Source organism: Pseudomonas sp. LAP_36 (assembly GCF_019456785.1).
In the GTDB taxonomy this organism is placed as follows: Bacteria; Pseudomonadota; Gammaproteobacteria; order Pseudomonadales; family Pseudomonadaceae; genus Aquipseudomonas; species Aquipseudomonas tritici.
The window spans coordinates 1-21717 of the sequence record NZ_JAHZMS010000001.1 but is presented as its reverse complement, the minus strand read 5'-3'; the positions used below and the strand labels follow the sequence as shown (position 1 = coordinate 21717).

At 60.2% G+C, this 21717-nt stretch carries 19 protein-coding genes and 1 pseudogene; 11 read left to right on the top strand and 9 right to left on the bottom strand.

All coding sequences use genetic code 11. The features are described 5' to 3' along the window. Positions 1–53: 53 nt before the first annotated feature. On the top strand, positions 54–938 hold the full coding sequence (locus JBO08_RS00100; protein ID WP_065875222.1) for a LysR family transcriptional regulator: 885 nt from the start codon (positions 54–56) through the stop codon (positions 936–938). Positions 939–941: 3 nt separating this feature from the next. Here the strand turns inward: JBO08_RS00100 and JBO08_RS00095 are convergent, their stop codons facing one another. Next, positions 942–1517 carry a flavin reductase family protein gene (locus JBO08_RS00095; protein ID WP_220074623.1) on the bottom strand — a complete coding sequence of 192 codons (576 nt, stop codon included), beginning with the start codon at positions 1515–1517 and terminating at the stop codon, positions 942–944. A 53-nt stretch (positions 1518–1570) separates the two neighbouring features. After that, positions 1571–1751 (bottom strand): annotated as a pseudogene (locus JBO08_RS00090) (chemotaxis protein); the annotation flags it as partial. Positions 1752–1888: 137 nt separating this feature from the next. Here JBO08_RS00090 and JBO08_RS00085 point away from each other — a divergent pair. Further along, on the top strand, positions 1889–3259 hold the full coding sequence (locus JBO08_RS00085; protein ID WP_065875225.1) for a gluconate:H+ symporter: 1371 nt from the start codon (positions 1889–1891) through the stop codon (positions 3257–3259). A gap of 3 nt (positions 3260–3262) precedes the next feature. On the opposite strand, the gene JBO08_RS00080 is transcribed toward JBO08_RS00085, so the two are convergent. After that, positions 3263–4552: an MFS transporter gene (locus JBO08_RS00080; RefSeq protein WP_220074624.1), complete on the bottom strand. Its 1290-nt coding sequence runs from the start codon at positions 4550–4552 to the stop codon at positions 3263–3265. Between the two features lie 186 nt (positions 4553–4738). Here JBO08_RS00080 and JBO08_RS00075 point away from each other — a divergent pair, with 186 nt between their 5' ends. The 5 genes from JBO08_RS00075 (at position 4739) to JBO08_RS00055 (ending at position 10303) form a co-directional block, all read left to right on the top strand. After that, a complete protein-coding gene (locus JBO08_RS00075) occupies positions 4739–6157 on the top strand; it encodes a short-chain fatty acid transporter (protein WP_220074625.1) in 1419 nt (472 codons plus the stop codon). 151 nt (positions 6158–6308) lie between these two features. After that, a complete protein-coding gene (locus JBO08_RS00070; RefSeq protein WP_065875228.1) occupies positions 6309–6629 on the top strand; it encodes a hypothetical protein in 321 nt (106 codons plus the stop codon). A 93-nt stretch (positions 6630–6722) separates the two neighbouring features. Then, complete coding sequence (gene acpA / locus JBO08_RS00065; protein WP_065875229.1) at positions 6723–8423, top strand: acid phosphatase; 1701 nt, start codon at positions 6723–6725, stop codon at positions 8421–8423. Positions 8424–8545: 122 nt separating this feature from the next. Beyond that, complete coding sequence (locus tag JBO08_RS00060) at positions 8546–9715, top strand: hypothetical protein (protein WP_065875230.1); 1170 nt, start codon at positions 8546–8548, stop codon at positions 9713–9715. A 147-nt stretch (positions 9716–9862) separates the two neighbouring features. Continuing rightward, on the top strand, positions 9863–10303 hold the full coding sequence (locus tag JBO08_RS00055) for a hypothetical protein (RefSeq protein WP_065875231.1): 441 nt from the start codon (positions 9863–9865) through the stop codon (positions 10301–10303). On the opposite strand, the gene can is transcribed toward JBO08_RS00055, so the two are convergent. After that, positions 10245–10889 (bottom strand): carbonate dehydratase, encoded by a 645-nt coding sequence (can, locus tag JBO08_RS00050; RefSeq protein ID WP_065879680.1) that lies wholly within the window; start codon positions 10887–10889, stop codon positions 10245–10247. The genes JBO08_RS00055 and can overlap by 59 nt on opposite strands. Positions 10890–11028: 139 nt before the next feature. On the opposite strand from can, the gene JBO08_RS00045 reads away from it, so the two are divergent. Further along, positions 11029–11433, top strand: coding sequence for a serine kinase/phosphatase (locus tag JBO08_RS00045; RefSeq protein ID WP_065879681.1), 405 nt, complete (start codon positions 11029–11031; stop codon positions 11431–11433). A gap of 57 nt (positions 11434–11490) precedes the next feature. Here the strand turns inward: JBO08_RS00045 and rimI are convergent, their stop codons facing one another. Both rimI and JBO08_RS00035 read right to left on the bottom strand, forming a co-directional pair. Further along, on the bottom strand, positions 11491–11943 hold the full coding sequence (gene rimI / locus JBO08_RS00040; protein ID WP_003188286.1) for a ribosomal protein S18-alanine N-acetyltransferase: 453 nt from the start codon (positions 11941–11943) through the stop codon (positions 11491–11493). Beyond that, positions 11936–12679: an energy transducer TonB gene (locus JBO08_RS00035; protein WP_065875234.1), complete on the bottom strand. Its 744-nt coding sequence runs from the start codon at positions 12677–12679 to the stop codon at positions 11936–11938. The genes rimI and JBO08_RS00035 overlap by 8 nt, the downstream gene beginning before the upstream one ends. Before the next feature lie 187 nt (positions 12680–12866). On the opposite strand from JBO08_RS00035, the gene mksB reads away from it, so the two are divergent. Genes mksB through mksF form a run of 3 tightly spaced genes read left to right on the top strand, consistent with a single transcriptional unit; the run spans position 12867 to position 17678 of the window. Then, a complete protein-coding gene (gene mksB, locus JBO08_RS00030; RefSeq protein ID WP_049710159.1) occupies positions 12867–14144 on the top strand; it encodes an Mks condensin complex protein MksB in 1278 nt (425 codons plus the stop codon). Beyond that, on the top strand, positions 14134–14841 hold the full coding sequence (gene mksE / locus JBO08_RS00025; RefSeq protein WP_016974932.1) for an Mks condensin complex protein MksE: 708 nt from the start codon (positions 14134–14136) through the stop codon (positions 14839–14841). Before mksB ends, mksE begins: the two co-directional genes overlap by 11 nt. After that, positions 14838–17678, top strand: coding sequence for an Mks condensin complex protein MksF (gene mksF / locus JBO08_RS00020; protein ID WP_065875235.1), 2841 nt, complete (start codon positions 14838–14840; stop codon positions 17676–17678). Before mksE ends, mksF begins: the two co-directional genes overlap by 4 nt. Before the next feature lie 187 nt (positions 17679–17865). Here mksF and JBO08_RS00015 read toward each other — a convergent pair whose 3' ends face one another. Genes JBO08_RS00015 through JBO08_RS00005 form a run of 3 tightly spaced genes read right to left on the bottom strand, consistent with a single transcriptional unit; the run spans position 17866 to position 21431 of the window. Continuing rightward, entirely contained in the window at positions 17866–20169 is a 2304-nt protein-coding gene (locus JBO08_RS00015; RefSeq protein WP_220074626.1) for a PqiB family protein, read from the bottom strand. After that, a complete protein-coding gene (locus tag JBO08_RS00010; protein ID WP_049710163.1) occupies positions 20162–20785 on the bottom strand; it encodes a paraquat-inducible protein A in 624 nt (207 codons plus the stop codon). The genes JBO08_RS00015 and JBO08_RS00010 overlap by 8 nt, the downstream gene beginning before the upstream one ends. Further along, positions 20772–21431 (bottom strand): paraquat-inducible protein A, encoded by a 660-nt coding sequence (locus tag JBO08_RS00005; RefSeq protein WP_065875237.1) that lies wholly within the window; start codon positions 21429–21431, stop codon positions 20772–20774. The genes JBO08_RS00010 and JBO08_RS00005 overlap by 14 nt, the downstream gene beginning before the upstream one ends. Between the last annotated feature and the right edge of the window lie 286 nt (positions 21432–21717).

Here is a 21717-nt window from a genome sequence, read left to right as displayed (position 1 = left end):
ATGCCGGATAGATGATAAATAGCGCTATCACTCTTTCAGTAATGACTTTAATCATGGATCTGAACGCCGTTCGCTTGCTGGTCCGCGTGGCCGAAACCCGCAGTTTCACGCGCGCGGCCAGCGACCTGGGTCTGACTCAATCCGGCTTGTCCCGCGCCATTTCGCGCCTGGAAAACGAACTGGGCGTGCGCCTGCTGCAACGCAACACGCGCAGCGTCAGCCTCACCCCCGACGGGCAGATGTTGTACGAGCGCAGCGCGCCGTTACTGGCGGAATTGGCTGAAGCCGAGAAGCTGATGCTCGACCGGCGCAGCAGCCCTTCGGGCCTGTTAAAGATCAGTACGCCGTCGTTGTTCGGGCGCAAAGTGGTGATGCCGGTCATCGGCGAATTGACCTTGCGTTACCCCGAGTTGCGTATCGAAGCGGTGATGACTGACCGTCTGGTGGACATCATCGACGAAGGCTTCGATGCGTTGCTGCGTACCGGCGAGATCCAGGACCAACGCCTGATCGCCCGCGCCCTGCCGCCATTACGCTGGGTCACGGTCGCCGCCCCCGCCTACCTAGCGCGCTTTGGCACTCCGCAAAGCGTTGATGATCTCAAGGACCACCACTGCCTCACCGTGCGCAATTTGCGCAGCGGGCGCATGGTGGATTGGCAATTCATGATCGAGGGCAAGGTGCGGGACGTGAGCGTCGAAGGACGGCTGATCTTTGATATCGGTGATGCCTTGGTCGACGGTGCCGTGGGCGGTTTCGGCATCGCCCAGGTGATGGATTTTGCCGTGCGCGACGACCTCGCAGCCGGGCGCCTGGTGCGTATCTTGGAAGACGTTGCCGGACGCAGTCGGGCGATCTCGCTGGTCTATCCGCCGTCGCGGCAATATTCACCGAAGCTGATGGCGTTTGCCGAAGCGCTGGCAAACGCACGCTGGTAAGGCTTAGAGCTGGCGCCCATCAATCGGTTGGCCGATGGTGAGGAAATGCCCGCCCGCCACATGGTGCAACGTGCGCAGTTCATCATGCCCTTCGAAGTGCCACCGGCCGTCGCTGAACACGCGGTCGTCGGCATAGGCCGCGACGACTTCACCCAGGAAAAGATCGTAAGTCTGCTGATTGTGAGGCTCGGGCAGCAGGCGGCATTCCAGCCACGCCACGCAGCCTTCCAGCAGCGGCGCTTCGGTGTGTTCACCCTTGAACGTTTGCACACCGTAAGCAGCAAACTTGTCAGTCTCGGAGCCGGTGGTGTTGCCGACCGTCTGCACGAGATCCGCCTGCGCCGCGCAAGGCACCTGAAGCACAAAGGTGCCGGCGCCTTCCAGCAGTTGGCGGGTCCATGTTGCCTTGTCCAACACCACGGCGACTTTCGGCGGCTCAAAATCCAGCGGCATCGCCCAAGCGGCGGCCATGATATTGCGCTGGCCGTTGTGTGCGGCGCTCACCAACACGGTCGGGCCGTGGTTGAGCAAACGGTAGGCCTTGGACAGCGGAACGGGGCGACAGTGGGTAGGGCTCATGGAAGGTCGACTCTTCATGCAAGAAAGCACCTACGATACCTGAAGCCCTACGCTCAACTCGACAGTGGGTTGGCGAACGGCTCCACTGCGCTGACCACTTCCTGCGCGCCGTCCTGGCGTTTCCACGATCACCGTGCCTGCCTCGGCCGCCAGGGCCAGGCCGTGCTCGACTTGCAGGCGGCCACCGGTCATCAGGGTGACCGCATCGCGAGCCTTGTCCTGGTTCTGACGCAAGGCGCGCATCAGCTTCCCGTTAAATTCAACGCACCAAAGCGGCTCATGAATGCTACGCGGCAGTTCTATCAGGTATGCTTTTCAAGCAGAAACAAAAAGAAACAATTTAGCCAGCCTGCTCGATAAGGAGTCCCGTTTTGGAGTTATCGACCGCCGCGTGGATGGTTCACGACACCCGTCTTATGCTCTGCGTACTGCTGGCCATCGCCAGCATCATCGTGCTGATCAGCGCGACCAAACTGCCGCCATTTCTGTCGATCCTGATCGGCACCTTTATCGCCGGCGTCGGCGCTGGCCTGCCGCCGGAAGAAGTGGCCAAGGCATTCAGCAAAGGCGCTGGGGCGATCCTGGGTGAAGCCGGGATCATCATTGCCCTGGGCTCGATGCTTGGCGCATTGATGGCGGAATCCGGTGCGGCCGACCGCATCGCCACTACCCTGCTCGGGCTGGGCAAGGGCAAGTCATTGCCTTGGGTGATGGCGCTGGTGGCCATGGTGATCGGCCTACCACTGTTCTTCGAAGTGGGCCTGGTGATGATGGTGCCGATCATCTTTGTGATGGCTAAGCGTTCGAACCAGCCCCTGCTGAAAATCGCCATTCCCGCCTTGGCCGGCATGACCACCCTGCACGCCCTGATGCCACCGCATCCGGGACCACTGATTGCGGTGGGCGCGCTGCACGCCGACCTGGGCCTGACCATGTTGCTGGGCTTCTGCCTGGCGGTGCCGGCAGTGATTCTTGCTGGCCCGATCTATGGCAACTGGCTGTCCAAGCGCCTGCACGTGGATGAGCCGGCCGACATCGGGGCACTGTTCAGCGCACCGCCCAAGGCGCCGCGGCAGCCGAGCTTTGGTGTGTCGTTGCTGATCATTCTGTTGCCGGTGATCCTGATGCTGGGCAGCACCTTGGCCAAGGTCGCCCTGCCGGCCGAAAGCACCGTCGGCCTGACCTTGAAGTTCCTCGGTGAACCGCTGATCGCCCTCGGCCTGGCCGTGATCGCCGCCGTGATCTGCCTGGGCTGGGCCGCCGGCATGCCGCGTGCGGAAGTCGGCAATACCCTGCGCAAAGCCCTCGCGCCCATCGCCGTGTTGCTGCTGACCATCGGCGCCGGCGGTGGCCTCAAGCAAACCCTGCTGGACGCTGGCGTAAGCCAGACCATCAGCAAGGTCGCCGAAGGTGCGCACATGCCGTACCTGTTGCTGGCTTGGTTGATCGCCGTGGCGTTGCGCCAAGCCACTGGCTCGGCGACTGTCGCCACCACCACGACTGCGGGCATTCTCGCGCCGATGATGGCGGGGTTGGCAGCGACGCAAAGCTCGTTGGTGGCGCTGGCGATTGGTGCGGGCTCGGTGTTCTTCTGCCACGTCAACGACGCAGGGTTCTGGATGGTGCGTGAGTATTTTGGCTTGCAGTTGAAGCAGACGATTTGGGTGTGGTCGGTGTTGCAGACGATTGTGTCCGTCGTCGGCCTGGTGGGTACGTTGCTGTTCTGGCACTTCCTGACCTGATAACTAGGCGGCCAAGGTGTGGCGCCTGCCAAACAGCGCCACACTCAACACCCCCACCGCGCCCATCACCACGCAATACCCCACGCAAATCCACGGGCTGGCCGGCATCAATGCAATCAGCAATAACGGCGTGGTACTCGCCCACAGCGCATACGCAATGTTGTAGGTAAAGGAAATCCCCGACACCCGCACCGGCGCCGGGAACAACCCGACCATCACCGATGGCACCGCGCCCACCACTCCGCAACTCAAGCCCGCCACGGCATAGGCCGCACCTAACCAGATGCCGCCGTTGATCAGGCTCGCGTACAGAACCGCAATCCCCGCTGGCAGCAACAGGCTGTAGACCAGCACGGCACGCCAGGCGCCGATGCGGTCTACGAGCAAGCCCGCCAATACGCAGCCAATGTTGAGGAAGACGATGCCCAAGGCACTCAAGGCGAAGGTGTGGCTGGGGCTCATGCCGAAGGTTTTTTGCATCATGGTTGGGGTGATGACCACGAGGACGACCACGGCTGACGTCAGGACGCAGGTGAGGATCATCGCCGGCAGCAACACGGCGCGGTGGTCGCGCAATACAGTGCGCAGCGGCATCTCGGCGGCGGCTAGGCGGCGAGCCTGCATTTCGAGGAACACTGGGGTTTCGCTGAGCCAGCGACGCAGCCATACGCCGATCACACCGAATACGCCGCCGAGCAGGAACGGGAAGCGCCAGGCGTAATCGAGGATTTCAGCCGGGGTGAAGACTTGTGCCAGCAATGTGGCAGTGAGTGCGCCAAGCAGGTAGCCGAAGGTCAGGCCGGCTTGCAGGAAACCCAGGGCGTAGCCACGATGATGGGGCGGCGCGTGTTCGGCAACGAAGGTCCAGGCGCTAGGGACTTCACCGCCCACCGCTGCGCCTTGCAGCACGCGCAGCGCCAGCAGGATCAAGGGTGCGAAATAGCCGATTTGCGCGTAGGTCGGCATGATCCCGATCAGCAGGCAGGGCAAGGCCATCATCAGGATGCTCAGGCTGAACACGCGCTTGCGTCCCAGGTGATCGGCGAAATGGGCCATCAGGATGCCGCCCAACGGGCGCGCAAGGTAACCCGTGACGAAGATGCCGAAGCTTTGCAGCAGGCGCAGCCACTCGGGCATTTCCGGGGGGAAGAACAGCTGGCTCAAGGTCAGCGTAAAAAAAACGAAGATGATGAAATCGTAGATTTCCAGGGCACCGCCCAGGGCGGCCAGGCCCAGGGTTTTGTAGTCGGAGCGGGAAAAACGCTGCGCCTGTGAGGAAAAGGTGGCAGTCATGTGAAGGCTCGGCAGACAAACAAAATGGCGTGCAGGTTATGAGCTGAGTCCAATGATGGCAATCGCGACAGATATATTTGTTTTCCTCATGGATCGATGAAGATAACTGCATTCCCATATCAATGACCGTAGCGGAACATGCCGGAAAACTGCCGCCCCCCCTAATAAATACAAGAGGAATGCCCCGTGGCCGATGCTATCGAAGAAAGCCGCTATGCCCGATTTGCCCTGCGCTGTTCCAACTTCGCCGAACGCTGGTTTCCAGACTCCTGGGTGTTTGCCGCCCTCGCCGTGATCATTGTCGCCGTGGCGGCCCTGGGCATGGGCGCCGCGCCGAGCGATGCTGCCAAAGCCTTTGGTGATGGGTTCTGGAGCCTGATCCCCTTTACGATGCAGATGGCCTTTGTAGTGATCGGTGGTTATGTGGTGGCCAGCTCGCCGCCTGCGGTAAAACTGATCGACCGCCTGGCGCGTATCCCCAAGAACGGTCGCTCGGCCGTGGCCTGGGTGGCGTTGATCTCGATGGTCGCCTCATTGTTGAACTGGGGCTTGTCCCTGGTGTTTGGTGGGTTGCTGGTGCGGGCGTTGGCGCGTCGTACCGATTTGCGCATGGATTATCGCGCGGCCGGTGCTGCGGCTTACTTGGGGCTCGGTGCCGTGTGGGCGTTGGGGTTGTCGTCGTCGGCCGCGCAGTTGCAGGCCAACCCGGCGAGCCTGCCGCCGTCGATTCTGTCGATTACCGGGGTGATTCCGTTTACGGACACCATCTTCCTGTGGCAATCCGGCGTGCTGTTGCTGGCGCTGATCGTGGTGTCGCTGATCATCGCCTACGCCACTGCGCCCGGTCCGAACAGCGCGCGCGATGCCAAGGCCTGCGGCGTCGACCCGGCGTTCAATCTGCCGAAGCTACAAGCACCGACCCGACCGGGCGAATGGCTGGAACACAGCCCGTTGCTGACTATCCTGTTGGCGTTGCTGGCTGCCGGCTGGCTGTTCCATGAGTTCTCGACCAAGCCGGCGATCAGCGCCATCTCGGGGCTGAACACCTATAACTTCCTGTTCATCATGGTTGGCGCCCTGCTGCACTGGCGCCCGCGCAGCTTCCTCGATGCAGTGGCCCGTGCGGTGCCGACCACCACCGGTGTACTGATCCAGTTCCCGCTGTACGGCTCGATCGCGGCACTGATGACCGTGGTCAAAGGCGGCGACGGCCAGACGCTGGCACACCATATCTCGACCTTCTTCACCTCCATCGCCTCCCATGACACCTACGCGCTGCTGATGGGCGTGTACTCGGCGGTGCTGGGCTTCTTTATCCCGTCAGGCGGTGGCAAGTGGATCATCGAAGCGCCCTATGTGATGCAAGTGGCCAATGACCTGCAGTACCACTTGGGCTGGGCGGTGCAGATTTATAACGCCGCTGAAGCGTTGCCGAACCTGATCAACCCGTTCTACATGCTGCCGCTGCTGGGGGTATTGGGGTTGAAGGCGCGGGATTTGATCGGCTTTTCGTTCGTGCAGTTGCTGGTGCACACGCCGCTGGTGTTGTTCCTGTTGTGGGCGTTGGGGAAGACGTTGAAGTATTTGCCGCCGGTGATGCCTTAACGACAGCGGTCAGCTTGTCGATTGAGGCCTGTTTCTGATGAATCGCGTGGGGTTGTCCCACCCCACGCGATGGCAATACCTGACTCCTCCCGCCAACCTCTTTGATTAACCTGACTCGGATTCCCACTCACAAAACACCAAGGAAAATCCGATGACGCCCCTATCCAAATCGCTGGAAGAGTTGATCACTGATATTTATAAGGATGACAACGTTTCGGTCACGGAGTACCGCGCTTTGCGTGACGATGCCGACCGTCGTATGGCGACCGTTATCAAGGAGTTTGGCCTGCATAACAACGTCACAGCCTTCCAGAAATCGATCGACGTGGCGATGCAGCTGTTGCAGACCACTGTTATCGATTCGAAAAAAGCCAAGCTGACTGACACGGGCGAGGCCATCGTCAAGGATGCGCTGACGGCGCAGGTAGAGTACTTGCGAGCCGGCAGCCAGTTGGCATTGCGCCTGTTGTGAGCCTCTGACTCCATAATTGTCTTCGTTCCGTCATATTGCATTGCTACCGTCCTGGAGAAATATCTTGCAACAACTCGCCAGGGATTCCCCGCTATGAGTGACGATCACGAAGACCACCCTTCCGCCGATTCCGTAGCCCAGCCGCCGGTAGACACCAGCCGCCGGCGCTTCCTGGGGGGTGCGGCGGTGTTGGGGGTTGGCGCCACCTTGAGTGCCTGCGGCAACACCAGCGAAGCGCCAGGCAAACCTGTGACGCGGCCGCTCACGCCGCAGGAGCTCGACAAAGCGCTGCGTGATCAGGTGAAAACCGTGGTGGTCATCTACGCAGAGAATCGCAGCTTCAACAATTTGTTTGCCGATTTCCCCGGGGTGGAGAAACCGCTGTCGGCACTTTCTGCCGCCGACACCCAGCAACGCGACCGCGACGGCAGCGTACTGAGCACGCTGCCCCCGGTTTGGGGTGGCGTATTGCAAGTGGGCCCGCAGACTGTAGATGGGGTGACCTACCCCAGCGACGTGCAATTCCAGGAAAACCTGCCTAACGCGCCATTTGCTCTTAAGGGCCCCAACGCTGAAGACTTGCCCTTGAGCCTGGTGACCCGCGACTTGTGGCATGTGTTTTATCAAAACCAGATGCAGATCAACGGCGGCAAGAACGATAACTTCGTCGCCTGGGCGGACTCCGGCGGCTTGGTGATGGGCCACTACGCCCAGACCCGTTATTCGCTACGCCTGTGGGACGTGGCCAAGGCGTTTGTGCTCTGCGATAACTTTTTCCAGGGGGCTTTCGGTGGCTCGTTCCTCAACCACCAGTACCTGGTCAGCGCCACCGCGCCGTTTTACCCGAATGCGGCTCAATCGGTAGCCAAGGCGCAGATCGCCACGCTGCAAAGTGAAGATCCCACCGACCCGCGCCTCAAGCCGCTGGACAAGTCCCCGGCCAGCGCCATGACTGGCCCCCCGCAGTTCGGCCCCAGCGCCCTCACCCCGGATGGCTACGGCGTGAACACCCTGGCCCCGCCCTACTGGCCGACCTGGATTCGGGACCCGGAAAATCCGGATTACGCCAAGCCCGACCTGCCCAACGTGCTGGTGCCGCAAACCCACGAACACATCGGCGACAAGCTGTCGAAAAAGAACGTCGACTGGGCGTGGTACGCCGGCGCGTGGCAAGCGACGTTGGACCAGTTCAAGGATTCGGGCGGGATTCCGAAGATTCCGAACTTCCAGTATCACCACCAGCCGTTCAACTACTTCAAAAAACAAGGCCCCGAGAACCGCGCCGAACGTGACAAACGCCTGCGCGACGGTGGTTTGGGTGATGAGTCGAGCACCAACAGGTTCTTCGCCGACGCCCAAGCCGGCAAGCTGCCCGCCGTGACCTTCTACAAGCCTCAGGGCAACCTGAACATGCATGCGGGTTATGCCGACGTGGCCTCGGGCGACCGCCACATCGTCCGCGCCTTGAAAGTCCTGCAAGACAGCCCGCAGTGGAAAAATATGGTGGTGGTGGTGACCGTCGACGAAAACGGCGGCTGGTGGGACCACGTGGCTCCGCCCAAGGGCGACCGCTGGGGCCCTGGCACGCGGGTGCCGGCGCTCGTGGTGTCACCGTTCGCGCGCAAAGGCACGGTGGACCATACGGTGTACGACACGGCATCGATCCTGCGGTTGATCACCCGAGTGTTCCAGCTGGAGACCTTGGACGGCCTGAAGCAACGTGATGACGCGATGATCGCCCGCGGCCAAAAGCCGATGGGCGACTTGAGTAACGCTTTGCAATTCAGCCTGTAGGTTTTCGTATCCAATAACGACACATCGGGTGATTTAGCACGCGGTTTTCCTGGTCAGACGCTACTGTGTGGAGGTGGGCTTTCATCCCGCGCAGACGGGCTTTCGCTGACAAGGAAACAACCATGTTTAAACCGACCAGGCTGTCCTTCACCCTGGCCGCACTGATGGCGAGTGCGGTCGTACAGGCCGACATCGAGGTACCGCTGGGGAGCACGCAGCGTGTGACCCAACTGTTCGCCTACCCCAATAACTGCAATGTGATCTGTTTTCGGCCATGGACGCTGGAGCAGACCGCCGAGCATTATCTGAGCCAGAGCCTGCAACGGGATGGGTACAGCCGCGCTAAAGTCAGCGTCAAGACCCATGACGGGCAGGTAGCAGCGACGTTCAGTGGCGTCCCTGACAGTTATGGCCAACCCCTGACCACCCTGCTCAATACCGCCGACCTGGCCTATCAAGGCGCCAGCAAACTCAACAGTGACGGCAAGTGGGCCTACAACTGGTACCTGTTCCTGCCGCTGGGCATGGCCCTGGAAAATCGCAAAAGCATCGAGCTGCTGCACTTCCCGCCGGATTACTCGCTGACTCAGGCCCAGGATTACCTGGAATCGGCCACCACTGACCGTTGGGCAGCCCTGCTCGTCGACAATGGCATCCCGGCCACTGAAACACCGGCTTACCAGACCATCATCGACATCGCGCCCATCGCCGCGCCTTCCAACGCCGGCAAGGACCTGGAAGCCGTCTACAGCTACTTCACTGATTACCAGATGCGCATGGTCCAGGAACTGAGCCTGCCCGCCAAAGGGGCATTGCCGATGGTGGCGTTTGGCGCGCCCGTGCGCAGCTGGATCAAGCAGCAATACGGGCAGACCGTGGGTGTATTGGGCCTGGCGCAGATCAGCCCGGGGGCCGGCCAGACCGTGCCGGTGCTGGGCGCCAACCATCCGAGTTACATCTGGTATGCCGCAAGCCCGGACACCTACGAGGGCAACGAACAGAAAGCCGACGAGGCCGGCTTGAAGGTGATGGGCCAGGACTTGAGCGCCGCCTGCTGGCAGGCCGGAATGGGGCAGAAACCGGCGAGTGACCCGAATGTGATGCTTAAAGCGTGCATGAACACCTGGCAGGTCACGCGCAAGGAGCAGACGTGTGAGTTGTTCTACAGCTCGGTGCGCAACCTGCCCTCGGAGCAGGCAAACGCAAAATGCGCCACGCCCGCCATCAAGGCACAGTTGAAGCAGCTGAAGAACGCCGCCCCATCCCCCGCTATTGCAACCCCGGCGCTATAAGCTGCACAAAAACCAACCGATTTCTACTGTCAACAATGACAGTAGAAATCGGCGCCCTGTTCAGCGAGTCTTGAACCGCGTCCATCCGCTGCAAGACTGGTAGTCAGACACCACCTGCAGGTCGATGCAGCCTACCCGAGGAGAGTGATGAAAACTCTGACCATGGATAAGGCTAAAACCGTCGAGAGCGAATGCCTTTACCCCTTCAAGTCACACCTTGAGAAGGGCTACCCTTCTACCGCGCAGTTCGAGGTGGTGCAGGTGGCTAATGGCCTGAGCGCAGGGATCAAGGCGCTTGTCGACTTCAATAGCCGCGTGTGCATCGCCAAGATCTCCGGCTACGCGGTGGGCGAGCAACGCCCCTGTACCGTGCAATTGTCGCCGCGCGTCCACCTGTACGACTGCTGGTTCAGCGGGCTGTTTTCACCCTCCAGCGATCCGAACGTATGTGTCGACAAGCACTACCTTGAGGTCTGGTCCTTGCGTGAAATCCGTGCCGGTGAGCTGCTGACCATCGATCATGCCGAGACTAGACTTCACCCAACGGACGCAGACGATATTGCGGCGGCAGTTGCTCAAAGCCACTGATGGTCGTGTTCAAACTCTTCCAGCGACCATCCTTGATGCCGTAGATGCAACCATGGATCGACAGACTCTGCCCACGGTGCCAAGCGTTTTGCACAATGCTGGTGTGACCAACGTTGGCCACTTGCTGGATCACATTCAGCTCGCACATACGGTCCACACGTTCTTCTTCGGTCGGCAACTCGGCCAACACCTCACGGTTTTCGTAGTAGAGGTCGCGAATGGTGCGCAGCCAGCCGTCGATCAGGCCGAACTGCCGGTCCTGCATCGAGGCGCGCACGCCGCCGCAGCCATAGTGGCCGGTGACGAGGATGTGTTTGACCTTGAGCACGTCCACGGCGTACTGGATCACCGACAGGCAATTGAGGTCGGTGTGCAGCACCACATTGGCCACGTTGCGGTGCACAAACAGATCACCGGGCAGCATGCCGACGATCTCGTTGGCCGGTACGCGTGCATCGGAGCAGCCGATCCACAGGTATTCCGGGGTTTGCTGACGGGCGAGCTTGGCGAAGAATTCGGGATCTTCCTGTTTGATCGCGTCCGCCCAGCGCTCATTGTTATCAAGCAGGTCTTGTAGTTCGTTCATCAGGGAAAGCCTCAGGAATGTTGCGCAGTTTTGTGACTGACAACCTCGCTTGCGGGTCACGCCTAGCGCAAATTAGCTTGAATCTTTGGGGCGCACGGCCTGTCCACACACTATAAGCCCCACAGTATGAGGATTGGCCATGACTGAATCACGACGTCCCTACGGCGCTACACAGCCCGAACCGATTGATGATAACGAAGATCGCATGGGTTCTATGCGCGAGCTGGATTTTGACGAGCCCGATCAAACGGCTGAGATTGGCGATGAAATCCCGCCTCGCGAGCGCGAGCACCTGATACCTGACGAACGGGTACGTGAAGCAGGGATGACCGGAGCGTCCACCGACGATCATGAGTCAACGGATGACGACATGAGCCCGGAAACATTGATCCGCGAGGATGGTGCGCGGGATGCTCGAGAGGAAGGTGACGATAATCCGGCGGATTTCGACTTGAGCATCGTGGACGAGGATGAGATTGGCGGCGGGAATGGGTTGGATGAGGCCGAACTGGCTGATATTGATCCTGTAGACGGTAACCGCTGAAAAAACGCGGTTCAAATGTGGGAGCGAGCAAGCCCGCTCCCACATTTGGATTTTTGGTTAATCCACCAAGGTGCAGGCCATGACGACCGCATCCTCGCGCCCCCCCACAGCAGGGTAGTAATCCCGACGCCGTCCGATCTCGTTGAAGCCGTAGCGCTCATACAAGCGAAATGCGCCGGTATTGCTATCCCGCACTTCCAGGAAGCACTCACGCGCATTGGCGGCATAGGCACGGGACATCAAGTGCTCCAACAGCGCCAAACCCAGGCCACGGCCCTGGTTCTCCGGCTTGACGGTGATATTCAGCAAATGCGCTTCATCAAGGATGATCTGCACCACACCGTGCCCCACCTGCTGCTCACCTTCAAACATCAACCAGATCTGATACTTGCCCAGCCCGTCGAGAAAAATCCCGCGGGTCCAGGGGTGGCTGAAAGCCGCGTATTCAATTTTCAGCACGGCGTCGAGGTCGGCCTCGGTCATCGGGCGGAAGGATAAAGCCTCACTCATCGGTTGTTTTCCAGCGCGCCATCAGCCGGCGCATGGCTTGCCAGACATCAGCCTTACGCTGTGGCTCTTCCATTAATAATTCCAGGCCCGGCAGGGCCCACACCGAACCCAGGCCTTCGACTTGCAGTTCGCGGTACCAGGCCTCGGCGTTGGCTTCGCCGGCAAACCGCACGGCGGGCAGGCCGATCAGCCACAGGCATACACAGGGTTCGTCTTCCAGGCGCGCCGACACAAAGCCTTGCACAAAATCCCGCGCCGCTTCCGGGCCCTGGTCCATGGTGCCGCGCACCAGCAACGGCCAGCGCACCGGGTCGCCGACAATCTGTGGGCTATCGGGCAGGCCGGCGGCGCGCAGCATGTCCTTGAGCAGCATGTAGGCCGGGTCGCGGGTCTGGAAACGCTCGCCGGTCGGTAACTCGACCAGCAGCAGGCAACGCCCGGCCCGCAGCAATTGCAGGGCGAAGCGCGGTGGCGGCACCACCGGAGCCTTGGCCACCGGCGCGGCCTCTTCGACGACCACGGCTTTGACTACCGGCGATGGGCGCGGCACTTCGATCTTCGCCCGCTCGACCACGGGGCGCGCCTCGGGCACAGGCTTGACCACCGCAACCGGCGCGGCCGCCTCCTCGCCCGAAGACTCGAACGCCTCATAGGGCTCAAGCGCCTGCAACAGCTCAGGCCGCGACGGTGCGGCAAACGGCAGTTCGGTGCGGGGCAGCCAGTTGACCACCTGCATGGCGGTCAAGTAAGCGCGACGTCGGGACTCGATAAGCACAGCTCGGCCACTTGTGGATAACTAAAGAGCGGCGATTCTACCGCTGTTCGGTAACAATCGCCCACTGCACACTGACCGGCTGTGGATAAATCCCGCGTCCGATGCAGTACAATCGCGACTTTTAATCGCCAACCAGCCGGCCATTCCCATGATCGAACCCAAGCGCGTCCTGCGCGCCCTCGCCGAACACTGGGCCTTACTTGAGCCACTGTGCGAACACTTCGACCAAGGCACCCTGAGCCTTAGCGAACTGCGTGCGCAACTGGCCGCCCAACAACTGGACAGCACGCCCCAGGACATCACCAGCCTGCTGGACGTGTGGATTCGCCTGGATATCCTGGTGCCTGTCGCCAAGAGCCCGAACCGTTTCGAGCTCAACGCGCAGATCCACGACTTCCTGGCTTATCTTCGCAAGGAGCACCGGCTTGGCCTGTGCCTGGAAATCGAAGCCTACCTGCGCCACCTCGAACGCCTGGCCGGGTATATCCAGGACGCCTTCGACATTCGTGATGGCCACGACCTGGCCCGCCAGCTGCGCCTGCTCGACATGCGCGTGCGCGACGTGTTGAAAAAACTCGCCAACGACGAACAGGCCCTCGCCGCCGTGGCCGACCGCGCCAAGACCAGCGACCGCCAGATCCCGTTGCGCCAGCGCTACGCCGAAGTCCTGGCGACCTGGGACGAATACGTCGAACCGATGATCCAACTGGTGAACGCCGACGGCGCCTTCGAGCAAGGCGTGCGCAAGGTGGAGAATGTGCTGCTGCGCATGCTCACTGAGCAACAGCGCCTCGGCCACCTGGTGGACGACGACATGCTGCTGCGCACCCACGCGCGCATCCTCGAAATGCAGACTAGCGCCCAACTGACTTTGCGTCATGCGCGGGAACTGCTGTTGCCTCTGCGCGAAGAAGCGCGCCGGCACAACGCCGTGACCCGTGGCGCGGCGCTGGCGCTGTCGGCGATCCGCCGCAAAGGCCTGGACGCGGTACCGCAAGCAGCGATGCCGATGTTTACCCGGCCGCAAAGCACCTTCCTCGGCAGTGCCAGCCAGGTGGAAGCTTATGTGTATGCCCTGGCGAATTTCGAGCCGAAACCGGCGCGGTTCCCCAAGGCGCACAAATCCCACAAGGGCGAAGCCCAGCGCGCACCGCGTACGGTCAAGGAAATGCTCGAGCGCTGCGAAGACGCGCTGCCGATGCCGGACTTGATGACTTGGCTGCTGGAGCAGGAACCGGACGGCGCGACCGACGAGTTGCTGTACTGGTTCTCGCGCCTCTCGCGTGAAAAACGCTTCAAGCGCGAGCGCCTGGAACGCCGCGATTACCACACACACGAGCACCAGGTCAGCCTGCGCTCATTCGCCCTGCTCCCGGCCACGCCTGACGCGGCCGAGAATTCCGCGAGCACACCTTATGCATCTTGATCTATCCGAACTGTCCCAACTGGCGCCGATCTTTCGCGAGCTGTTCAAGGGTTACCACGTCAGCCGCCGCGATCCGGAGCTGTACGCGCAACTGTCGAACTTCCAGGACCAGTACCGCACGCTGTTCAAGGCCCTGGGCTTTGAGCTGGTGTGCGATACGCGGGGCTTCTACTACTTCGTGCCGGACACCGCCGTGGCTGCCGCGCAGGTAAACAAGACCGCGCAGCGCCTGGCGTTGTTCACGTTCATCATCGTCGAGCACTTGGCCGACCAGGGTCGTGACCCGATTGCAGTGCTGGATGGCGGCAGCCTGGGCCGCGATGAACTGCCGTCGTTGCTGGAGAAGTACCGCGACCTGTTTATCCAGGCCGAAGTGCAGACCCAGGAAGAGCTCGAAGAAAAAATCATGCGCCGCATGACCCAGCTGGGTTTTGCCAGCGAAGACAACGGCATTTACCGCTTCCTGCCGCCGATGCACCGTTTCCTCGATGTGTGCCTGTCGGTGCAGCAGGACCGCGACCTCGCTGCCAGCGTGCACAGCGTGTTGCCACTGCCGGCGCCGGTGATCATCGACGAAGACAGCGATGAGAAATTGCTGAAAACCGATGACCCTCTCGACTTGAGCGACTTCGCGGATGAAAGCGAAGAAGACGCCCTGGCCCGCGCCATTGCCGAAGAACAGGAGACCGACGCATGAGTAAGGAACGCTACGGCATCCGCCGCTTCGCCCTATTGAACACCGCCGGTTACAGCCTGGGTTTGTTCCCGCTGGAAGAACCGCTGTCGGTTTACGGCGCAAACAACCTGGGTAAATCCGCGTCGATCAACGCCTTGCAGTTCCCGATCCTGGCGCGCATGTCGGACATGAGTTTCGGCAAGTACACCCTGGAACAATCGCGGCGCTTCTACTTCGCTACCGACACCAGCTACATCCTCGTGGAAGTCTCCCTGCCCCACGGCCCGCATGTAATCGGCGTGGTCGGGCGCGGCCCGGGTGGCGGTTTCGGGCACCAGTTCTTTGCCTATGCCGGCAAGCTGGACCTGGCCCACTATCAGAAGAATGACACCTGCCTGCGTCAGAAAGAGCTGTTCACCAACCTTGAGCGCGAGGGCCTCAAAGCCTACGAGCTGAAGCCGGATGAGCTGCGCCGTTTGCTGGTGGGTGGCCATACATCGATCCCGCTGGACCTGACGTTGATTCCGCTGCGCTCTACCAGCGAACAGAGCCTCAAGACGTTCCGCGCGCTGTTTATCAACCTGCTGCACATGCGCGAAATCACCGCGGCCAAGCTCAAGCAATTGTTCCTGGATGCCTTCGAACACAGCCTGCGTTCCGGCAGTGTTGATTACATCGCGGCGTGCGAAGAAGCCTTCCGCGACGTACGACGCATGGAGCAGGACTACAACGCGTTGGTTGCTGCCGGGCCGTTGGTGGAAGCCCTGGCGAATGGCGTGAAACAACGCGATATTTTGCGCGGCAAATTGCATCGCCTGTCGCCATTGCTGGATTCGTTGCTGGGCACTTGGTCCGACTACGCCAGTGCACGCAAGGAAGAGCTGACGATCCAGGCCGAGCATTACCGTAACGAGCAGGATGCCCTGCAGAACGACCAGCGCGGTGGCACCCAGGAGTTGATGCGACTGGAACGTGAGATCAGCGGTATTCAGCGTTGGCTGGGCGAGCTGTCGGTGCTCAAGCATCGCTTTGCGCTGGTCGATGACGTCAAGGTGCTGGAGCAGCAACTGCTGGCGGCCAAGGATGCTCACGATGAGTTGGCGGGTGCCTTGGCGCAATCCCGACAGTTCAGTGCCGAGGACCTGGACGAGCGTCTACGGGACCTGGAAAAACGCTTGAAGTCGGTAAAGCAGCAGCTGGATCACGCGGACAACAACAGCTACGCCAAGCTGCGCGAAGAATTCTCACAGCCGGATGTCGAGCGTCTGATGCGCCTGTTCAACAGTTCGTTGTTCAGCCTTCCGTTGGGCGCGCATGGCATCACGCTGGACGAGGAAGGCCTGTGGGTCAAATCCCTGGAGCAGATCCTCGATGGTTTCAAGGGCGAGCGTTTTGAAGTGCCAGGGCTGTCCATCGACATCTCTCACATTGAACCACCGGCATTGCAGGCTTTGGCGGATCGCGCGGCGTTGCGCGACCAGAAAGAGCGCCTGGAAAAAGAACTCAAGCAGCTGAAAACCCAGCAGGCTGTGGCGTCTGACCGCGCCGCCAGTAAGACCCAGACCGAAGCGCTGTACCAGCAGGTACTCGACGCGCAGAAGGCCTTGGAAGACTTCCGTCGCGCACAAACCCTGAGCGCAGAAGAAGGCGAGAAACTGGAAAACCTCGCGCAGATGGAAGCGGCGCAGGATGAGTTGAAGCGTTCCAGTGATGCGTTTACCGAGCGCGTCCAGCAGTTGTCGGCCAAGCTGCAATTGGTCGGCCGTCAGATCGGCGACATGGAAGCCAAGCAGCGCACGCTGGATGACGCCTTGCGCCGTCGTCAGTTGCTGCCGGCGGACTTGCCGTTCGGCACGCCGTTCATGGACCCGGTCGACGATTCCATGGACAACCTGCTGCCGCTGCTCAATGACTATCAGGACAGCTGGCAAGGTTTGTTGCGCGCCGATGGCCAGATCGAAGCGCTGTATGCGCAGGTGCGCCTCAAGGGCGTGGCCAAGTTCGACAGCGAGGACGACGTTGAGCGTCGCCTGCAACTGCTGATCAACGCTTATGCACACCGTACCGATGAAGCCCTGACCCTGGGCAAGGCGCGCCGTGCAGCCGTCACCGATATCGCCCGGACCCTGCGCAATATCCGTAGCGACTACGACAGCCTTGAGCACCAGTTGGCGTTGTTCAACCGCGAGATCAACAAGCGCCAGGTGTCCAACCTGCAAAGCTTCCGTATTGTGCTGGCGCCGAACAAGGAAGCGCTCAAGCATATCGACCAGATCATCCACAGTGCCGGTCAGTATGAAGAAGGCGAGACGCTGTCGGTGTTCGACCTAAGCCATAGCGCCGAGCAGGACAACAAGAACGAAGAAGCCAAGGAGTACCTGGCGCGCCTGGTAGCTGCCAACCATAACCAGTTGGGCCTAAAGGATTTGTTCGAACTGGCGTTCGAGATCACCAAGGTAAACGGTCAGCCGGTGATTCATACCGATATCGATGGTGCGGCGTCCAACGGCACCACCATGACCATCAAGGCGCTGACCAACATGTACTTGTTGCTGCACTTGATGGATCGCGACCAAGCCGGGCGTGTGCGTTTGCCGTACTACCTCGACGAGGCAGCAGACATCGATGAGAAGAACCAGGCCGCCTTGCTGGAGACGAGCTTGCAGCTGGGCTTCGTGCCTATTCTGGCCAGTGTGAAGCCGCAGGTATCCGCCCAGGTGGCGATCGACCTGGAAGGCGGTAGCGGGCCGAACGGGATCTATATCGATGAGGCGGATTGGAAGTACATCCGTCGTCACGATGTAGTGAAGGCGACGGTGAACGTGCAGGCGGATGAGCCGGAGTTGGATGAGGTCTGACTTGAATAGCTGAAACGCACAAGGCCGCGATCTTATGGATCGCGGCCTTTTTTATGGCTGGTTTTTTTGTGTCGAATGGAAGGGCCTCATCGCGGACAAGCCCGGCTCCCACATTTGGTATGCATTCTTACTGACGATGCATATCCCCTGTGGGAGCCGGGCTTGCCCGCGATGGACGCACCTCGGTTTACTTGCCGAGTTGAATCTTAGGCGCCCAGATCAGCCACTCATCCTCAAACTTGTCGAACAGCGGGAAGGTTTGCTGTGGCCGCGCCGCGTTGCCCATGCGTTCGCCGTCTGGCGTGGCAAAGGCGATACCGCCAGCGACCAAGGTCTCCAGGGATTCAGTACGTACGGAGGCACCTTTGAACAGCCCGAAGTCGAAGCCGAAGCCGCTGGTGTTCCAGAAACGACTGCCGCTGCGCACGAGGGCGGCGTACTTGGGCTCAATCAGGATATGGATGAGGACACGGTCAGCGGTCTGGCCCAGCTCATAGCCGGTGACTTTGCCCACGGTGACTTCGCGATAGGTGACCGGAACGCCTTCCTTCAGCGAACCACGGCGGGCGGCGCTGAGTGTCAGGCTCAGGCCCTCTTCCTTATGAGCAGCCTCAGGCGGCTGTTCCAGGGCGACGAAGTTTTTTTGTGGCCCGCCATTTCTGGCTGCCGGTTGCACTTCGATGTATTGGCCGGTGACCAGAGTTTCCAGGTTAGAGGTTTTCATCAGGCCCAACTCGGGCTTGACCACCCAGAACTGACTGCCAACCCGTGCGATGCGGTCCGCTACCTGAGTGATACGCGCGCTGAGCAACACCGACTGCATGTCGGCGCTGAGGTCGACGCTTTCAATCTTGCCCACATCCAGGCCCTTGAAACGCACCGGTGTGCCAGGCCGCATGCCGTCGGCGCGGTCAACTTTGATGGTCACCAATGTGCCGTGCTGGTTGGCGGCCTCGCGGTCGGCGAACAAGCGGAAACGCGGGATGCGCTTTTTCAACGGCACGTTCGGCTCCGGCGTTTCGAAAGCGATACCGCCGGCCATCAAGCTGGCCAAGGATTCACTTTTTACCTGGATGCCACCTGTAAGGCCGCCTGTGAGGGTCACACCGCTGGCATTCCAGAAGCGCGTCGAACCGTTAACCAGGTTTTCGTATTCCTTCTCGATATGAACGCCGATCACGAGCTGTTTTTTCTTGCGCGAAAACTGATAGCTCTGAACCGAACCGACCTTGACCTGTTTGTAAAGGATCGGGCTGCCGACATCCAGCGAGCCCAGGGTGTCGGTGAGCAGCACCATGTGCAGGCCGGGGGAGCGCAGGTCCAACGGCGGCGCCTTGGCGCGAGCCTCATATTCACGCTGCGGCGGGGTGCCTTTGTCACCGGGCCGAATGGCGATGTAGTTACCTTTGACCAATGCCTCAAGCCCGGTGATACCGGCAAGGGAAATGGAAGGTTTGACCACCCAGAACTGGGTGTCCTGGACCAGGTAGTCTTCCGCCAGGGGGTCGAGTGTCAGCTCGGCATTAGCGCTAGACAGGTCCGGGTTGATCTTCAAGGTCTTCAGACTGCCGACCTGGATGCCTTTGTACATCACCGGCGTGCGGCCGGCCTGCAGGCCCTCAAAGTCAGAGAGTTTGACCTTGACCTTGATACCGGCTGCGGCGGCGTCGAAATCCTCATACAAGCGGAACGGCAGGCTCGGATCGGTCGGCGGACTGTCCTTGCGGTTCTCTGGCGTGGCGAAGGCGATACCGCCAGCGACAATGCTCGAGAGGGATTCGCTGCGCACCTTCACGCCGGAGAGATTGGCGTCAATGCTGATGCCGCTGGCGTTCCAGAAACGCGTGTGTTTGCGCACCAGGTTGGCGTAGGTCGGCTCGATGTAGACCTTGATCTCGACGGTGCTCTGGTCCTCGGAGAGCAGGTAGCTTTTAACCTGGCCGACCTGGATCTGCTTGTAGAACACGGGGCTGCCACGGTCCAGTGAACCGAGGCGATCGGCCTTGATGGTCAGGTGCAGGCCGGGCTTGGCGTCAGACAAGGGCGGCTCTTCGGAGAGTGCCTTGAATTTGCGTGTGGGCTCACCGTCGCCAGGGCTGGCAGCAATGTAGTTACCCGAGACCAGGGTTTCGAGGCCAGTGATACCCGCCAAAGTAACGCTTGGCTTGACCAGCCAGAAACGGGTGTTGGTCCTGAGGTATTGCTCGACGTCCTTGTTCATCTCGATGGTGGCAATCACCCCGCGATTGTTGCCTTCGTCGTCAAGGGCCAGGGTTTTGACCTTGCCCACGGGCATGCCTTTGTAGACCACTTCTGTCTTATTGGCCTGGATCCCTTCCCCGCTTTCAAAGCGCACCTGAATTTCGAGACCTTGCTGGGAGTAGGCACGCCATCCCAACCAGCCGCCGATGATCAGGGCAATCAGAGGCAACACCCAGATAGCCGACCAATTGGAGGCCGGGCGGGTTTTAGCTTTAGGCAAATCACTCATTGTCGTCGTCCGACTCCGTGTTATCCCAAATCAGTCGGGGATCAAAGGTTACTGCGGCGAACATCGTCAAGATCACCACACTGGCGAACGCCGCAGCACCGAGATTGGCCTCGACACTGGCAAGTCGCCCAAAGTTTACGACCGCCACCAGAATGGCGATTACGAAAATATCCAGCATGGACCAGCGGCCAATGAACTCGATAAAGCGGTACATCACAATGCGTTGCTGGGCGGACAGCGGCTGGTGGCGCTGCACTGAGAACAGTAGCAGCCCAATGCCCACCAACTTGAATGTGGGCACCAGAATACTGGCGATGAACACGACTGCTGCGATGGGGTACATGCCGTGCTGCATCAGTTGGATCACGCCTGCCATGATAGTACTGGGCTCGCCCTGCCCTAACGAGTTGACGGTCATGATGGGCAGCAGATTGGCGGGGATATACAAGATTGCCGCCGTGATCAGCAACGCCCAGGTGCGTGTGAGGCTGTTCGGGCGTCGGGCATGAATCAGCGCACCGCAACGGGTACAGAGTTGCTCGTCGGAGTCAGCGTCTTGTTTATTCAGTTCGTGGCATTCAGTACAAATCAGAATGCCCGCATCAATCGCCCGCATGATCATCCTCTCCTGACAACGCTTGCCAGATCTGGTGGGGCGACATCACCACCTCAAGCAGCACCTGAACCATTAATAGGCTGATAAAGCAGACCAAACCAAGGCCGACCGTGATGGAGGCCATGTCGGCGAGTTTTACAATCGCCACCAGCACGCCCATCAAGTAGACCTCCAACATTCCCCAATCTTTCATGTGATGGTAGATGCGGTACAACAGCAGCCCATAACTGCGGCCGATATTCCAGCGGATGCTGAGCAACACAGCCAATTGGCAGAGTAATTTGAGCAGCGGAATGGCCATGCTGCAAAGAAACACAACGGCGGCGACCCCCTGCATACCGGTATTGAACAGACCGACAACGCCACTCCATACAGTGTCTTCCGAGGACTGCCCGAGTAGATTGAGCTGCATGATCGGCAAAAAGTTCGCAGGGATATACAGCAGCAGCGCGGCCAGCACCAGGGCGAGGCTTCGCTCAACGACGTTGTGGCGATGAGCATAAAGCTCATAACCGCACCGTGGGCATTGGGCTTTTTCACCGACGGCCAGCACCGGCTTGCGCATCAGCAAGTCGCACTCATGGCATGCCGCCAGGTCGTCCAGTGGTAAATCCGATACCTCAAGGGCATCAACCGGCTCGGGCATAAGTAGGGCTCGGACTCTAAAAAAGGTTAGGTGCCTATTCTAGTGGTCTGGTTCAGAAATAACTGTGCATATTTGTTTGGCGAGTTCGGGTGGGCTTATCTACGGAGATGAGTGCTGTTTGCAGCCAGCGCATTGTCGTTATGGACCTACGCGAACACCCCGTGTGCTTTCCAATCGCCCAAAACAAAACCCCTGTTTGCGTTAGCAAACAGGGGTTTCGGAATTTAATCTTGACGATGACCTACTCTCACATGGGGAAACCCCACACTACCATCGGCGATGCATC

Coding starts and splice junctions, on each gene's coding strand:
- can (WP_065879680.1), bottom strand. CDS start 10,889: ATGAACGAACTACAAGACCTGCTTGATAACAATGAGCGCTGGGCGGAC.
- JBO08_RS00100 (WP_065875222.1), top strand. CDS start 54: ATGGATCTGAACGCCGTTCGCTTGCTGGTCCGCGTGGCCGAAACCCGC.
- JBO08_RS00095 (WP_220074623.1), bottom strand. CDS start 1,517: ATGAGCCCTACCCACTGTCGCCCCGTTCCGCTGTCCAAGGCCTACCGT.
- JBO08_RS00005 (WP_065875237.1), bottom strand. CDS start 21,431: ATGCCCGAGCCGGTTGATGCCCTTGAGGTATCGGATTTACCACTGGAC.
- JBO08_RS00080 (WP_220074624.1), bottom strand. CDS start 4,552: ATGACTGCCACCTTTTCCTCACAGGCGCAGCGTTTTTCCCGCTCCGAC.
- mksF (WP_065875235.1), top strand. CDS start 14,838: ATGAGTAAGGAACGCTACGGCATCCGCCGCTTCGCCCTATTGAACACC.
- JBO08_RS00070 (WP_065875228.1), top strand. CDS start 6,309: ATGACGCCCCTATCCAAATCGCTGGAAGAGTTGATCACTGATATTTAT.
- JBO08_RS00035 (WP_065875234.1), bottom strand. CDS start 12,679: ATGCAGGTGGTCAACTGGCTGCCCCGCACCGAACTGCCGTTTGCCGCA.
- JBO08_RS00010 (WP_049710163.1), bottom strand. CDS start 20,785: ATGCGGGCGATTGATGCGGGCATTCTGATTTGTACTGAATGCCACGAA.
- mksB (WP_049710159.1), top strand. CDS start 12,867: ATGATCGAACCCAAGCGCGTCCTGCGCGCCCTCGCCGAACACTGGGCC.
- JBO08_RS00045 (WP_065879681.1), top strand. CDS start 11,029: ATGACTGAATCACGACGTCCCTACGGCGCTACACAGCCCGAACCGATT.
- JBO08_RS00015 (WP_220074626.1), bottom strand. CDS start 20,169: ATGAGTGATTTGCCTAAAGCTAAAACCCGCCCGGCCTCCAATTGGTCG.
- JBO08_RS00060 (WP_065875230.1), top strand. CDS start 8,546: ATGTTTAAACCGACCAGGCTGTCCTTCACCCTGGCCGCACTGATGGCG.
- acpA (WP_065875229.1), top strand. CDS start 6,723: ATGAGTGACGATCACGAAGACCACCCTTCCGCCGATTCCGTAGCCCAG.
- rimI (WP_003188286.1), bottom strand. CDS start 11,943: ATGAGTGAGGCTTTATCCTTCCGCCCGATGACCGAGGCCGACCTCGAC.
- mksE (WP_016974932.1), top strand. CDS start 14,134: ATGCATCTTGATCTATCCGAACTGTCCCAACTGGCGCCGATCTTTCGC.
- JBO08_RS00055 (WP_065875231.1), top strand. CDS start 9,863: ATGAAAACTCTGACCATGGATAAGGCTAAAACCGTCGAGAGCGAATGC.